Annotated in this window: 10 protein-coding genes; 3 read left to right on the forward strand and 7 right to left on the reverse strand. The window is 64.0% G+C overall.

Annotated features, from left to right (window positions below; translation table 11 throughout):
- Positions 1–4740 carry a FecR domain-containing protein gene (locus V6B08_RS00180; RefSeq protein ID WP_341976868.1) on the forward strand — a complete coding sequence of 1580 codons (4740 nt, stop codon included), beginning with the start codon at positions 1–3 and terminating at the stop codon, positions 4738–4740.
- 65 nt (positions 4741–4805) lie between these two features.
- Here V6B08_RS00180 and V6B08_RS00185 read toward each other — a convergent pair whose 3' ends face one another.
- From V6B08_RS00185 to V6B08_RS00200, 4 genes are read right to left on the reverse strand one after another with little or no spacing between them, the layout of a single operon-like run.
- Positions 4806–5477, reverse strand: coding sequence for a DJ-1/PfpI family protein (locus tag V6B08_RS00185; protein ID WP_341976871.1), 672 nt, complete (start codon positions 5475–5477; stop codon positions 4806–4808).
- Between the two features lie 20 nt (positions 5478–5497).
- The gene (locus V6B08_RS00190; protein ID WP_341976873.1) at positions 5498–6523 is read right to left on the reverse strand and encodes a fatty acid desaturase family protein; all 1026 of its coding nucleotides are present in this window, start codon (positions 6521–6523) and stop codon (positions 5498–5500) included.
- Between the two features lie 43 nt (positions 6524–6566).
- Entirely contained in the window at positions 6567–7025 is a 459-nt protein-coding gene (locus V6B08_RS00195; RefSeq protein WP_341976875.1) for a hotdog fold domain-containing protein, read from the reverse strand.
- Position 7026: 1 nt separating this feature from the next.
- Entirely contained in the window at positions 7027–7686 is a 660-nt protein-coding gene (locus V6B08_RS00200) for a TetR/AcrR family transcriptional regulator (protein WP_341976877.1), read from the reverse strand.
- A gap of 142 nt (positions 7687–7828) precedes the next feature.
- On the opposite strand from V6B08_RS00200, the gene V6B08_RS00205 reads away from it, so the two are divergent.
- Positions 7829–8896 (forward strand): NAD(P)H-dependent flavin oxidoreductase, encoded by a 1068-nt coding sequence (locus tag V6B08_RS00205; protein WP_341976880.1) that lies wholly within the window; start codon positions 7829–7831, stop codon positions 8894–8896.
- A gap of 65 nt (positions 8897–8961) precedes the next feature.
- On the forward strand, positions 8962–10092 hold the full coding sequence (zapE, locus tag V6B08_RS00210; protein WP_341976882.1) for a cell division protein ZapE: 1131 nt from the start codon (positions 8962–8964) through the stop codon (positions 10090–10092).
- 86 nt (positions 10093–10178) lie between these two features.
- On the opposite strand, the gene V6B08_RS00215 is transcribed toward zapE, so the two are convergent.
- From V6B08_RS00215 to sdhA, 3 genes are all read right to left on the reverse strand, one after another.
- Complete coding sequence (locus tag V6B08_RS00215; RefSeq protein WP_341976885.1) at positions 10179–11489, reverse strand: pentapeptide repeat-containing protein; 1311 nt, start codon at positions 11487–11489, stop codon at positions 10179–10181.
- Between the two features lie 193 nt (positions 11490–11682).
- Positions 11683–12474, reverse strand: a complete 792-nt coding sequence (locus V6B08_RS00220) for a succinate dehydrogenase iron-sulfur subunit (protein ID WP_341976886.1) — start codon at positions 12472–12474, stop codon at positions 11683–11685.
- A gap of 12 nt (positions 12475–12486) precedes the next feature.
- Positions 12487–14274 (reverse strand): succinate dehydrogenase flavoprotein subunit, encoded by a 1788-nt coding sequence (sdhA, locus tag V6B08_RS00225; protein ID WP_341976887.1) that lies wholly within the window; start codon positions 14272–14274, stop codon positions 12487–12489.
- Between the last annotated feature and the right edge of the window lie 2 nt (positions 14275–14276).

A 14276-nucleotide genomic window follows, 5' to 3' on the forward strand; every position in this document is an offset into this window, starting at 1 on the left:
ATGACCGCTCGCCGCTTTACCCGCGCCGCCGCCCTGGCCGTTCTTCCCGCCCTGGCGCTCTTCGCCCTGCACTCTGCCCTGGCAGCCTCCGATCCCATCGGCGTGGCAGCCGCGGTGAACCCCGATGCAGCCGGCACGCCGCCGCAGATGCAGAAGCGCCTGATCGAAGTCGGCACCAACATGCTGAAGGACGAGAAGGTGGAAACCGGCCCCAATGGCCAGGTGCAGTTGCTGTTCAACGACGGCAGCGCCATTTCCATTGGCCCCAACAGCGAAATGGTGCTGGATACCTTTGTCTACGATCCGGCCAAGGGCACCGGGCAGATGGCCGTGTCGGTCGCTAAAGGAACCTTCCGTTTCATCGGCGGCAAGATTTCCAAGGAAAACCCGGTCCAGATCAAGGCCGGCAGTGCCACCATGGGCATCCGTGGCGGCGTAGCCGTCATTCAAGCCACGCAGAATCAGCCAACCGGGCCCGGCGCTGCGAACAATCCGGCAGCGACGCCGGGGACAACCTCCACCGCGACCTTCCTGTATGGCAACCAGATGACCGTTACGCAGGCGGGCGTGACGCAAACCGCCACGGTGCCAGGCACGGCCATTGTTACACCGCCAGCCGGCCCACCCAGTCCGCCGCAGATTGTGACGGCGCAGCAGATCCGCCAGACCAACTCCCAGACCGCCAGGCAGGGTGGCTCCAGTGGCGGCAGCAGCGGCGGTGGCGGCGGTGACAGCGGCGGTGGCGGCGCGCCGAGCGGTGGCGGCAATATCGAAGCCGGCCTGTCCAGTTCGGGCGTCTCGCAGCAGAATTCATCCGCCCCGCCGTCGTCGATATCGACGGTGTCGCCCGCGCCTCAGGTGCAGCAGCAGCAATCCTCCAACCCGGCCCCGCAGCAATCCTCCAGCACGGACCAGGCGAGCAAGTCGGTTAACAGCAGCCAGACCCAGACTCAGACCCAGCAGGTGGTGAACAATACCAACCAGCCGGTGATCACCCAACTGCCCGGACGGATCGGCCGTTTCCTCTATGATAACGGCACCACCGCCGAGATTTTCTCCGGCACCAACGTCGCCAATGGCAACGCGACGGTGAACTCGACTTACAATCAGACCATCAATAGCGGCAATTTCCGACTCTACGCCGCGAACAAGAATGCGTCGGAATCGCTGCAGGCCACCATTGCCTCCACTCCAATCGGCACTGGCACGACACTGACATTGCCGATCAATGTCGAAGATTCGGCCTTCACGCTCTCGGTTTCCAGTTCGCCCTACGGCGCTCTCTCTGGCAGTGGTTACGCCAGTTCGGATAATGATTTCTTCTATTACTCGCTGCAGAGTCAGGCTGCTTCGACCACCAAGCTGGTGCTATTCGGCGGCACACCGACCACCACGGCTGATTTCCGGCATAGTGGCTTCAGCACCTATACCCTGCTGAACGGCGTGAACACCGTGCCCCTGATGGGCTCGGAGATGAACTCCACCTCCGTAAGCTCCTCTGCCCAGGTATCGAAACTATACTCGAACCATTCGAGCAACATGCTGCCCAGCAGCATGACCGGCGCTCTTGCCACCAATCTGCAGGCGACGATCTCGATCGCCGGCCAGGGCACCAGCCAGTCGTCGATGCTTTCGGGCATGACCGGTGTTTTTGCCAACGACACCACGAATAACGATGTGGTGCTGACCGGCGGTGTCAACGGCTCCTTCCGCGCCGGGGCAAGCAACACACTGCGGAATTACACCTCCACTGTCAGCAGCGCCGCCGCCGGCAGCAATGGCTCGTCAGTCTTTGGTGATACTGGTGAATACCTGGTACTGACGCCTGACAGCCTCTACCTCGATACCGACACCGAAGCCGTCACCCGCACGACCAAGATCGGCATTTCCTCGCAAGCGGCCACCACGCCGGTGCTGGAGGATTATTTCTTCATGAATGGTGCCACGCGCACCAGCAATCCCAGCGGCGTTACCAGCCCCACCCGCACCAGTCGCACACTGCAAGGCTATGCCTCGGGCATGCTGGAACGCGCCAGCCAGACCGATCAGATCCTCTACACCAAGGATCACGACCCGACCAATGTGTCGCTGACCACCAACGCCACCAGTAACCAGGCACGCGCCACCTTCACCCTGCGGGGCAGTACGCAGGACTTCGTGGTGGAATTCGGCGACGTGAATGCTGGCCTCAACGACAGCGTGTCGCGCTCCTCCTTCATCAACGACAAGCTCTATGCCGCCCGCGAGTCCTATGGCCGCAATAGCAGCGTCGATGGCACGCCGGTGCAGAGCGCCCAGAATTTCCTCGCCTCATCCGCGCTGGCCAGTGTCAACAGCAGTTTCGTCAGCCAGGGCAACGCCTTCTGTGCGACATGTAACGACCTGTCCTGGGGCTGGTGGCTCAGCAACATGCAGGAAGCGAGTTCTGGGCCGAATGACCGGGTGCATATGGGCACGTTCGTCACCGGCCTGCTGCCGGCGACAAGCGCCATCCAGCAGACCGGCACCGCCACTTTCCGGGGCCAGGCACTCGGCAGTGTCACGAATGGTTCCAACCGCTACCTCACGCTTGGCAACTATCTCCAGACCTGGAACTTCGCCAGCAAGACTGGCCAGATCTACATTACAAACTTCGACAGCTATAATTTTGTCGGCACCGGAAGCGCCCCGGACAACGACCGCGATTTCAATGCCAACCTGACGCAGCTTTATGCCAGCGGCATCAGCGGCTCGATGCACGGTTCCTTCTTCAGCGACGGCCTGGGCAACAATGCCAAATATGTCGGCGGCCAATTCACCCTGAGCGGCACCGGCTACAACGCCATCGGCACCATCGCCGCTTCCAGCAATACTGCCTCGACCGGCTTTCTCGGCCGCTTCCTGCGCTCTGACCCAACCAACAGCATCAATCCATTCACCGGCTTCAATAACTCGACGCTGCGCGCCACGGCCGTGAGTGCCTACAACAACACCAATATCAGCTTCACCCGGCTGGATCAGACCTGGATGAGGGCCAGCACCACGGAAGGCGATCTGTATTTCTACGCCGTGCCGTCAAACAGCAGCTACACTGCCAGTGCCGCCACGGTGATTTCGCCCTATGGCCAGCAGGCCGGCACGGTGTATTACGCCGCCGACCAGACCTTCTTCTTTGCCGGCCTGCGCGACTCCCTGGACAACACGGCGCGTACCGTGGTGTTTGGCGGCAATCCGACTCCGCGCGTGGATTTCCCCACCCTTGGGCTTGCCAGCTATAATATGGGCCAGGGCAACAACCCGGTGCCCTTCGCCAGCACCGCGATCACGTATGCTGACACCAACCTCTCGAACGCCCGCACGGTCTCGCCGCTTTACGCGGCCTTCTCCAGCAACCTGACCTATGCCGGCACCAGTTCCGCGCCGGAGCGTGCGGTGCATACCCAGGCCTCCATCGGCATCTATGGCCAGGGCGCGTCGCAGCAATCCTTCCTGGTGGCGGAAACCGGCAATTTCATCGAGGAAGCAGCGAATAACGACGTGGCGCTGACCGGTGGCATGCGTGGCTCGATCCGGATGAATGCTACCGGTGCCACCACCCGGCTTGTCAGCAACGTGACCAGCGCCGATGCCGATACGCGCAACGCCATTTATGGCTCGAATGCGGATCACATGGTGCTGACGCCAGATGCCACGGTGACCAACACGGTGGACGGCACCATCGACCGCGAGACCGCGCTGGCCTTCAATCAGCCGCATACCAACCTGACTGGCTCGAGCTACAATTTCTTCGAAGTCGCGAACCGGACCAGCACCAACTCCACCACCCTGGCCGCACCCGGGCGCACCAGCCAGACGCTCAACGGCTATGCCGGCGGCTTGATGGAAATCACCCCGCCGAGCAGCAGTGTGGTGAACAGCACTGACCGCGTGCTGGTGAACCAGAGCGGCACGGCGGCTGACGTGACAATCCAGACCAGCGCGGCAAACAACCGCGTCTCCGCCAACTTCTCGCTTGGTGACGCGCTGAACGGCACCAGCACCAACAGCTACCTGATCAAGATGGGCTCGATCACCGGTACGTCCGCCGGCTCTTCCGCTTTCATCAATGATCAGGTCTATGCTGCCCGCGACATCGCCGGCGCCACCGACAACACCTTCAATGGCGGCGCCAGCGTGAATGGCGGCTCCTCGGTGAGCGTGGACCAACGCGGCATCATGGTAACCCACACGCTGGCGGAGGTTTCCTCCAGTGCCATCCCGAGCGGCGTTACCCTGTGTAGCTGCGATTATCTGCAATGGGGCTGGTGGATCACCGATATCCGCCACGGCACCGGCGATACCAATGGCGAACGCGACCGCGTGCATCTCGCCACCTGGGTCGCCGGTACACTGCCGAATGTGGCCGAAGTGCCGACCACCGGCACCGCCAGCTACAACGGCAGCGTGATCGGCAGCGTGAACAACAACGGCGCACGTTACATTGCCATGGGCAATTATACCCAAAGCTGGAACTTCGCCACCAAGGCGGGTACGGCGACAATCAACAGCTTTGACAACCTTGCCAATATCAGCGGTGCGCTCTCTTCCGGTAACGGCCGCGATTTCAATGGCGCGCTTACCGGCAGCGCCGGCATTACCGGCCAGCTTGCAGGCTCGTTCTTCAAGGGCGGCACCGATCCGGTGAAGGCGGCGGCGGGCAACTTCACGCTCACCGGTACCAATTATCAGGCCGCCGGCACCTTCGCCGCGCAGAAGCCGTAAGCACATTGCGCCAGCCGTCCCATCATGGGGACGGCTGGCGGAAGCGCCGGATGTAGTTGTTGCGCTTAAAGCCGCGCGGCGGCCGCCTTGCTCGCAGCAAGGCGCTTTTCCAGCATCGGCGCCATCACGCCGCGCATCTTGCTCAAAACAACTTCCCCTGCTCCCTCAGGCGAACCAGCATTGAACGGCGGCGCCGGATCATACTCGATGGAAAGCTGGATCGCCTTGGCCACATCTTCGCCCAGCATTTCCGCCACCAGCGCCAGCGCGAAATCGATGCCGGCGGTGACGCCGCCTCCGGTGACGCGGTTGCGGTCAATTACATACCGCGCCTGCGCCGGATAGGCGCCAAACATCACCAACTGGTCATGCGAGGCCCAATGGGTGGTCGCCTTGTAGCCTTTCAGCAAGCCAGCGGCACCCAGCACCAGCGCACCGGTGCAGACCGAAGTGATCCAGCGCGCGCCATCGGCCTGGCGGCGCAGGAATTCCAGCACCTCGTCATCCAGCATCAGGTCGATCTGACCCGGTCCGCCCGGCACGCAGATCACATCCAGTTGCGGCGCCTCAGCCAGTGTCTTGCTCGGCAATAGATGCAGACCACGATCATCACGCACCGGCTCCAGCGTCTTCCACAGAAGATGCACTGTGGCGCCCGGCGTGCGGGCAAAGACCTCGAACGGTCCGGTGAGATCAAGCTGCGTCAGGTTGGGGAACAGCAACAGGCCGATCTGCATGGTCATCTCCTTCAGGCCGATTACGCTTGGGCCGGCTTCGCTTGTTTGCGCCGCTCGGCGAAGATGCGCCGCAGCGTGTCGCGGATATCGCGTACCTCGGCGCCCTGCAGCAGGCCGCGCGCCTGCATCTCGGCATGGGCGCGGGGCAGATTGTAAAACGGGATCGCCGGATAGAGATGGTGCTCGATGTGATAGTTCACGCTATGCGGAAACATCAGCCAGATCAGCCAGCCCGGCCCGGTATTGCTGCGCGCCGCCAGCAGCGGCGACGTGGTGTCGCTCACCGCGCCATGCTCGCAGATGGCGCGCAGCCGCAGCAAAGCCTGCAACAGCGTCACCAGCGGCAGCAGCCACAGCACCAGGTATTCCAACAGATAGCCGCCAGCATAGGCGGCGATGGGGGCGGCAACATGGAATCCCACCACCCACCAGCGGTCGATACGCGCGGCACGCCGCAGTTCCGGTGCGGTATCGTCGAGCGGACGATTCACGGCGGTGGCGTCGTCATTGATCGCCGGGGCGCCGAAGAAATAGGCGTAGGTCTTGGGCGCGGTGGCGCCAGTGAGGTCGCGCAGCAGCTTCTTCGCCAGATAGGCGCGACCGCGCGGATAGCCGCCATGCAGCGGAATATCAGGATCGCGCGACTCATAGAGGTGATTGTGGTGCAGGCGGTGCACCACGCGGTAGGTGCGCATCGAGATGCCCACCGGGATCGCCACCAGGCAGCCGACGAGATCATTGAGCCAGCGCTGTGCGAACAGCCGGTAATGCGCGGCATCATGCGCCAGCACGAAGCAGGCCTGCTGGCGCGAGCAGATCACCACCAGCATCGGCGCCACCACCCAGGGCGTCCACCAGACCAGCGACACGGCAATCGCCGCCGCCAGCACCCCCAGGGTCTCGATCACACCCAGCATCGCCGGCCAGAAAGAGAGCTGATAGAGCTGCTTCAACACATCCGGCGGCAGGCCGGCGGCGCGGCGGCCATCGGCGCGGAATTCCCTGCCTAGCTGGGTTTCAGGAGCAGTGCTGCCCGGCGTTTCCATGACCCGAGCATAGCCAGCACCGGGGTAGCGAGGAAGCCCTTGCCTATGCGGGACCAATGCGCCAACGCGGCCGCGCCAGCATCACCAGGTCCCCGGCTTGATCGCGCAATTCTACACGGCCCTGCACATCCTGCGGTTTCGACCAATCCTGGTCCTCAATGCGGCATTCCGCCGTGATCGGGCCCCGCGCCTTCTTGAGGAAATCGCTGTCCATGCCGGTGACGATCCAACGGCCTTCGCGCGGCTGGCCACTGCTCATTGCCAGGTTGGCGGTGGTCTCGGCCAGGGTGATCAATGCCGTGGCATGGATCGAGCGCAGATGGTTGCGCACGCCGCGGCGGTCGGCCAGGCGCATGCGGGCGCGACCGGGTTCCAGGCTCAGCACATCGGGCCGGATCGTCGCGGCATAGGGCACCACGAAGCCGAGCAGACGGCCAAACAGGTAACGCCCGCCGGGCAGGCGATTGAAACTGTGCCACTGCTTCATCAATTGCGCGGCCATGTCATTTACTCCTGGATGGGGTGAAAAGCAGGGCGGCGACGGCAAGGTCGCCGAGATGCTGGATCGCCTGGGCCGGGCTTTCCTTGGCCTGGCCATCGAGCCACAGCCGCAGCCAGAGCTGCGCCGGGCCGATCAGTTGCGCCAGCAGGATTTCCGCCGGCATCTGCGCCAGGCCGCCCGCCCCCTGGGCCTGGCGGAACAGCGCCCCGACCTGGCCATGGAACGCGCGCGTGCCAGCACGGATATCGGCATCGGCCTTGGCCAGCGCACCTGCGCGGCGCGCAGTGGCCAGGAAGGCGGCTTCGGCGCGATGCTGCGTCGCCCAGCCGATATGGCCGGCGACACAGGCACGGATCAGGCCGGCGGCATCGCCGCGCGCCTTTGCCAGGGCGGCCAGCAACGCCTCGCGCGAACCCGCCAGGCAATCGGCATACAGCGCGGCAGCAATGCCTTCGCGGTCGCCGAAGAAGTGATAGATGCTGCCGGTACTGGCACCTGCGGCATCGCGGATCATCTCAATCGTGGTGCCTTGCAGGCCATGGCGTGAGAAACAGCCAAGTGCTGCCGCCAGGATACGGCCGCGCGTGATCTCGCCGCGCGGCGGTTTCGGCGGCGCCTTGGGCAACGGTTTCGGACGGACGGCAAGGGCTGTCTTGGCCATGGCCGCACTATACGGCATCTAGAATATTTTTCTAGAATAAAATTTTAATTACTCAAGGCCGGCTGATTTCCGCTGGCGCCGCCCCATCATCGGGTCCAGACTGCCGGAAACGTCTCGCCCCGCCGGCAGCAGGAGGAATGCCATGCTGTTTGCCAATGATTTCACGCGCCGCCTTGGCCTCGATCACCCGCTGGTGCAGGCACCGATGGCCGGCGAAACATCCACCGTGCCGCTGAGCCTGGAAGCCAGCAAGGCAGGCGCCCTCGGCTCGCTTGGCGCTGCCTATTTCACCCCGGCCAAGCTGCGCGACTCGATCCGTGCCATGCGCTCTGGCACCGACCGCAGCTTCGCGGTGAACCTGTTCATCCCGGTGCCCTGGGGCCGCGATCCGGCCCGCGAAGCCGCCTATGCCGCCGAAATCGCGCGGGCACATCAGGCGCTCGGCCTGGAGCCGCCGCAGCCACCGGCCCAGATCGAGGAAAGCTTCGAGGCGCAGATGCAGGTGGTGCTGGAAGAAGCGCCGCCAGTGTTCAGTTCCACCTTCGGCGCCCCGGATGCGGATCTGGTGACCGCGCTGCAGCAGCGCAGTATCTACGTGATCGGCACTGCCACTACCGTCGCTGAAGCCCTGGTGCTCAAGCAGCGCGGCGTAGACGCCATCATCGCCCAAGGCGCGGAGGCCGGCGGCCATCGCGGCAGTTTCCTCAAGCCCTTCAGCCAATCCATGATCGGCACCATGGCGCTGGTGCCGCAGATCGTTGATGCCACCGGCCTGCCGGTACTGGCGGCGGGCGGTATCGGCGATGGACGCGGCGTGGCCGCTGCGCTTTGCCTTGGCGCCAGCGCCGCAGCCCTCGGTTCGGCTTTTCTGCTTTCGCCGGAAAGTGGCGCCAGTGCCGCCTACCGCGCCGCGCTGACCAGCCCGGCCCAGACCGAAACCACGATCACCCGCGCCTTTTCCGGGCGGCCGGCGCGCGGCCTGCGCAATGATTTCCTGGAACGGCTGGAAGGCCGCGAGGAGATCATCCCGGATTACCCGATCCCCAATGCCTGGAGCCGCCCGATGCGGCAGGCCGCCGCGCGCCAGGGCGAGGCCGGCTACCTGTCGCTCTGGGCCGGTCAGGCCGCCGCCATGACCAAGCCTGAGCCGGTGGCAACCATCGTGGCGCGCGTGATGGCCCAGGCCAAAGCCGTACTGGGCGAGACTTGATCCCCCAGGCTTTGCTTGATGCTGGGCGACTTGATCCCTGCCAGCTTCATTGCTAGGTCCTGAGCATGGGACCGCTGGAGACTTACCGCGCCAAGCTGGCAGCGGGCGAATTGCAGGGCGACGAGGCGCAGGAACTTGCCGCCGAGAAGCTGGAATTGCTCAGCCGTCGCCTGGCGCATTACACGCCGGGCCAGGGCGATGAAGGCTGGCTGCAGCGCCTGAGCTTCGGCCGCAAGCGCGAGCCGGCACCGCAGGGCCTCTATATCTTCGGCGAGGTCGGGCGCGGCAAATCCATGCTGATGGACCTGTTCTTCGCCACCGCACCGGTAGCGAAGAAGCGCCGGGTGCATTTCCATGCCTTCATGCAGGAGGTGCATGCGGCGATTTTCCGCTACCGCAGCCTGCCGGAAGACGCGCCTGAGAAAAAGAAGGGCGGCGACGATCCGATCAAGCCGGTGGCCAAGGCCATTGCCGAACAGGCATGGCTGCTCTGCTTCGATGAATTGCAGGTGACGGATGTAGCCGATGCCATGATCCTCGGCCGGCTGTTCCAGAAGCTGTTCGACCGTGGCGTGGTGGTGGTGGCAACCTCCAACCGTGCCCCAGACGAGCTTTATCTCAACGGCCTCAACCGGCCGCTTTTCGTGCCATTCATCGCGCTGTTCAAGGAAAAGCTAGATGTGCTGCAGCTTGCCGCCGCGCGCGATTACCGGCTGCAGCGGCTCTCTGGCGCGAAAGTGTGGCATAGCCCGCTGGGGGCGGAATCCGATGCCGCCCTGGCGCGCGCCTTCGCGCTGCTGACCGACGACGAGGCCGGCGAACCGGCGGATATCGAACTGTTGGGCCGCAAGCTGCATGTGCCGCGCCAGGCGCGCGGCGTCGCCTGGTTCAGCTTCGCCGAGCTTTGCGAAAGCCCGCTCGGGCCGGCGGATTTCCTGGCCATCGCGCGCAGTTTCCATTCGGTAATCATGGGCGGCATCCCGGAACTGGGGCCGGACCGGCGCAACGAGGCGAAACGGTTCGTGACGCTGATCGATGCGCTTTACGAAGCCAAAGTGAAGCTGATTGCCTCGGCCGCAGCGCCGCCGGAAACGCTCTATCCGAGCGGCGACGGCGCGTTTGAATTCCAGCGCTGCGTCAGCCGCCTTAATGAAATGCAGAGCGACGATTACCGCGCCCAGCGGCATATTTCTTGATCGTCATGCCCGCGAAAGCGGGCATCCCATACAGCGTCTTGTAAAATGCGACCCCAGGTCGAACACCCAGGATGACAGCCGTGCCGTCAGTTCGGCAGAACCAGGTCGCGCGCACCTTCGGTGCGGGCTTCGTTCAGCACCGTGTCGGAAAGCTTGGCGCCGGTGAAGCGGCCATCGGTGAGATCGGCGCTGGTGAGATTGGCCTGGGTGAGATCGGCATCGCGTAGATCGGCACCGACCAGGCTGACGCCGGAAAGATTGGCCCCCACCAGCTTCACCTGCTTCAGCTTGGCCGCACTCAAGTTGGTGCGGGCAACGCGGCCAGCGCGGGCCTCGTCGCGGATCGCCGATAGATTGGAATTCGACATGTCGGCGCCATCGAGCACCGCGCGGCTTAAGTTTGCGCCACGCAGATTGGCCTTGCGCAGATCAGCCTTGCGCAGATCAGCGAAATTCAGCCGCGCCAGGGCCAGGTTGGCGCTGGTAAGCAGGGTCTCGGCGAAGCAGGCACGCTCCAGCAGGGCGCCCATCAGATTCACGCCGGCCAGGTTCATGCCGCGGAAATCGAAATCGGAAAGATCGGCGCGCTCGCCTTCACGACCCTCGCTCATCACCCAGGCGGCGTGGCGTTCGAGCAATACCGTCAATTCCTCGCGGCTGTGGCGCGACACGGCGGCAAACACCGCCTCGGCGAATTCCGGCAGGCTGCGCATCGCCTGATCGAGGATGGCCCCGCGCATGTCAGCACCGGTGAAATTGGCGCCATCCACCGAAGCGCCGGCGAGGTTGGCGCCGGCCAGGTTGGCGCCGCTGAAATCCGACCCGGCGAGATTGGCTTCGTTCAACCGCGCCGAGACAAGCTGCGCCTTGCGCAGATCGGCGCCGGCCAGATCGGCCTTGCCGAGATTGGCGTCGGCGAAATCGGCATGCAGCGCGAAAGCCTTGCCGAGGCTGGCGCCGGCCAGATCGGCGCGCTGCGCCGAAGCACCGGAAAGGTCGAGCGGCCGGCGCTGCTGCGTCGAGGCGTCGGTGAGGCGGCCCTCGGAATCGTAGACCGGCGCCACCGCATCACCGCCATCGATCTCGGCGAAATTGGCATCGTTCAGGCCGGCGGCGCGCAGGCAGGCGCCGCGTAGATCGGCCCAGCGCAGGTCGGCGCCATCAAGTGTTGCATTGCGGAAATCGGAACCGGCGCATTTCGACAGCGACAGCCGGGTGCCATCGAGGCGGGCGCGGTGCAACCGCGCGCCGGTGAGATCGGCCTGGGCCAGATTGGCGCCGGAAAGGTCGGCGTCGGACAGATCGGTGTAGGAGAGTTTCGCCGGCTTGGCGTCGCCGCGTCCCGCCAGATGTGCCTCATGCTCCCGCACCACCTCGCGGAGGCGTTCCTGGCTCATCTTAGCCAGTTGTCTGGGGGCATCTTTCAGAAGATTCGGCATACCAACGTCAACGCTTGCTGAGGCATCATATTACGCTGAGGTATGGGGCGCTGCAGCAAAAATAAACCCAAATGTGACCAAAGCTGCAGCACCCACCCTATAAGTTGCCTCACCTCGGGCAACCTGCCCGATTGCGTGCATTAACCGTTGCTCAGCCCCGGCGCTCCACCATCTTCTGCTTGATTTCACCGATTGCCTTGGCCGGATTCAGGCCCTTCGGACAGGTATCAGTGCAATTCATGATAGTGTGGCAGCGATAGAGTCGGAACGGATCTTCCAGGTTATCCAGGCGCTCGCCGGTCATTTCATCGCGGCTATCGGCGATCCAGCGATAGGCCTGCAGCAGCACGGCAGGACCGAGATAACGGTCCGAGTTCCACCAGTAGCTGGGGCATGACGTGGAGCAGCAGGCGCAGAGGATGCACTCATAGAGGCCGTCGAGCTTCTTGCGGTCCTCGGCCGATTGCAGGCGCTCGCGCGCCGGCGCCGGGCTCTCGGACTGCAGCCACGGCTTGATCGAGGCATACTGGGCATAGAAGTTGGTGAGATCCGGCACCAGATCCTTCACCACCGGCATATGCGGCAGCGGGTAGATCTTCACCTCACCGTCCACATCCTCGCAGGCCTTGGTGCAGGCCAGCGTGTTGCGGCCATCGATATTCATGGCGCAGGAACCGCAGACACCTTCGCGGCAGGAGCGGCGGAAGGTGAGCGACGGATCGACCTCGTTCTTGATCTTGATCAGGGCGTCGAGAACCATCGGGCCGCAATCGTTCATGTCGACGGTGTAGGTGTCGACACGCGGATTCTGGCCGTCATCGGGATTCCAGCGGTAGACCTTGAAGGTCTTGAGATTCTGCTGGTGTCCGCCTTCGGCTTTCGGCGCGGGATGCGTCTTGCCTTGGGTGACGCGGGATTTGGTCGGCAGATTGAAAGCAACCATTGGGGTGGCCCTTCAGTAAACGCGCTTCTTGGGTTCGATATACTGGATCTCGTTGGTCAGCGTGTAGGTGTGCACCGGCCGGAAGTCGATGGTCACCTTGCCGCTGCGGTCGAGCCAGCTCAGCGTATGCTTCATCCAGTTTTCGTCGTCGCGGTCCGCGTAATCCTCGCGGGCATGGGCGCCACGGCTTTCCTTGCGGTTGGCGGCGCCATGCATGGTAACCACGGCCTGACCGATCAGGTTGTCCAGCTCCAGCGTTTCCACCAGATCCGAATTCCAGATCATGCCGCGATCGCTGACGGCGATATCCGACATCTGGCTGTTCACGACATCGATCAGCTTCACGCCTTCCTCCAGCACCTCGCCGGTGCGGTAGACGGCGCAGTTATTCTGCATCGTGCGCTGCATCTTGTCGCGGATCACCGCCGTGGGCGAACCGCCCTTGGCATGGCGGAAATGATCCAGGCGGGCCAGGGCTTCATCGCCGGCATTCTTGAGGTCGCGATGCTTGGCGTCCTTCTCCACCACCTTGGCGGCGCGGATGCCGGCAGCACGACCGAACACCACGAGGTCGATCAGCGAATTGGAGCCAAGGCGGTTGGCACCATGCACCGACACGCAGGCCGCCTCGCCAATCGCCATCAGGCCGGGCACCACGGTATCCGGGTTGCCGTCCTTCAGGGTCAGCACTTCGCCATGATAGTTGGTCGGGATGCCGCCCATATTGTAGTGCACGGTGGGCAGCACCGGGATCGGCTGCTTGGTCACGTCGACGCCCGCAAAGATCTTGGCGCTTTCCGAAATGCCCGGCAGGCGGTCTTCCAGCACCTTCGGATCGAGGTGATCGAGATGCAGGAAGATGTGGTCCTTGTTCTTGCCGACGCCGCGGCCCTCGCGGATTTCCATGGTCATGGCACGGCTGACAACGTCGCGCGAAGCCAGGTCCTTGGCCGAAGGCGCGTAGCGCTCCATGAAGCGCTCGCCGGCGGAATTCACCAGATAGCCGCCTTCGCCACGCGCGCCCTCGGTGATCAGACAGCCGGAGCCGTAGATGCCGGTGGGGTGGAACTGCACGAATTCCATATCCTGCAACGGCAGGCCGGCGCGCAGCACCATGCCGCCGCCGTCGCCGGTGCAGGTATGGGCCGAGGTGCAGGAGAAATAGGCGCGGCCATAGCCGCCGGTGGCCAGCACCACCATATGGGCGCGGAAACGGTGGATCGTGCCATCGGCCAGGTTCCAGGCCATCACGCCACGGCAGGCGCCCTCATCGTCCATGATCAGGTCGAGGGCGAAATACTCGATGAAGAACTCGGTCTCGTATTTCAGCGACTGCTGGTACAGCGTGTGCAGGATGGCATGGCCGGTACGGTCGGCCGCCGCGCAGGTGCGCTGCGCCGGGCCCTTGCCGTATTCCTTGGTCATGCCGCCGAAGGCGCGCTGATAGATCTTGCCTTCTTCGGTGCGCGAGAACGGCACGCCGAAATGCTCCAGCTCGATCACCGCCGGCACGGCCTCGCGGCACATGTATTCGATGGCATCCTGGTCGCCGAGCCAGTCCGACCCCTTCACGGTGTCGTACATATGCCAGCGCCAATTGTCCTCGCCCATGTTGCCGAGTGCGGCGGAGATGCCGCCCTGCGCCGCGACCGTGTGGCTGCGGGTGGGGAAAACCTTGGAGATGCAGGCGGTCTTGAGGCCGGCAGCGGCCAGGCCCATGGTGGCGCGCAGACCGGCGCCGCCGGCGCCGACCACCACCACATCGTAGAAATGTTCGGTGACGTTATAAGAGGCGGGCATGG

Origin of the sequence: Ferrovibrio sp. MS7 (assembly GCF_038404985.1) — a bacterium.
GTDB classification, from domain to species: Bacteria; Pseudomonadota; Alphaproteobacteria; order Ferrovibrionales; family Ferrovibrionaceae; genus Ferrovibrio; species Ferrovibrio plantarum.

Excerpts from the sequence above, each read along its gene's own strand:
- V6B08_RS00190 (WP_341976873.1), bottom strand. The coding sequence starts at position 6,523 with ATGGAAACGCCGGGCAGCACTGCTCCTGAAACCCAGCTAGGCAGGGAA.
- sdhA (WP_341976887.1), bottom strand. The coding sequence starts at position 14,274 with ATGCCCGCCTCTTATAACGTCACCGAACATTTCTACGATGTGGTGGTG.
- V6B08_RS00215 (WP_341976885.1), bottom strand. The coding sequence starts at position 11,489 with ATGAGCCAGGAACGCCTCCGCGAGGTGGTGCGGGAGCATGAGGCACAT.
- V6B08_RS00220 (WP_341976886.1), bottom strand. The coding sequence starts at position 12,474 with ATGGTTGCTTTCAATCTGCCGACCAAATCCCGCGTCACCCAAGGCAAG.
- V6B08_RS00205 (WP_341976880.1), top strand. The coding sequence starts at position 7,829 with ATGCTGTTTGCCAATGATTTCACGCGCCGCCTTGGCCTCGATCACCCG.
- V6B08_RS00200 (WP_341976877.1), bottom strand. The coding sequence starts at position 7,686 with ATGGCCAAGACAGCCCTTGCCGTCCGTCCGAAACCGTTGCCCAAGGCG.
- V6B08_RS00195 (WP_341976875.1), bottom strand. The coding sequence starts at position 7,025 with ATGGCCGCGCAATTGATGAAGCAGTGGCACAGTTTCAATCGCCTGCCC.
- V6B08_RS00180 (WP_341976868.1), top strand. The coding sequence starts at position 1 with ATGACCGCTCGCCGCTTTACCCGCGCCGCCGCCCTGGCCGTTCTTCCC.
- zapE (WP_341976882.1), top strand. The coding sequence starts at position 8,962 with ATGGGACCGCTGGAGACTTACCGCGCCAAGCTGGCAGCGGGCGAATTG.
- V6B08_RS00185 (WP_341976871.1), bottom strand. The coding sequence starts at position 5,477 with ATGCAGATCGGCCTGTTGCTGTTCCCCAACCTGACGCAGCTTGATCTC.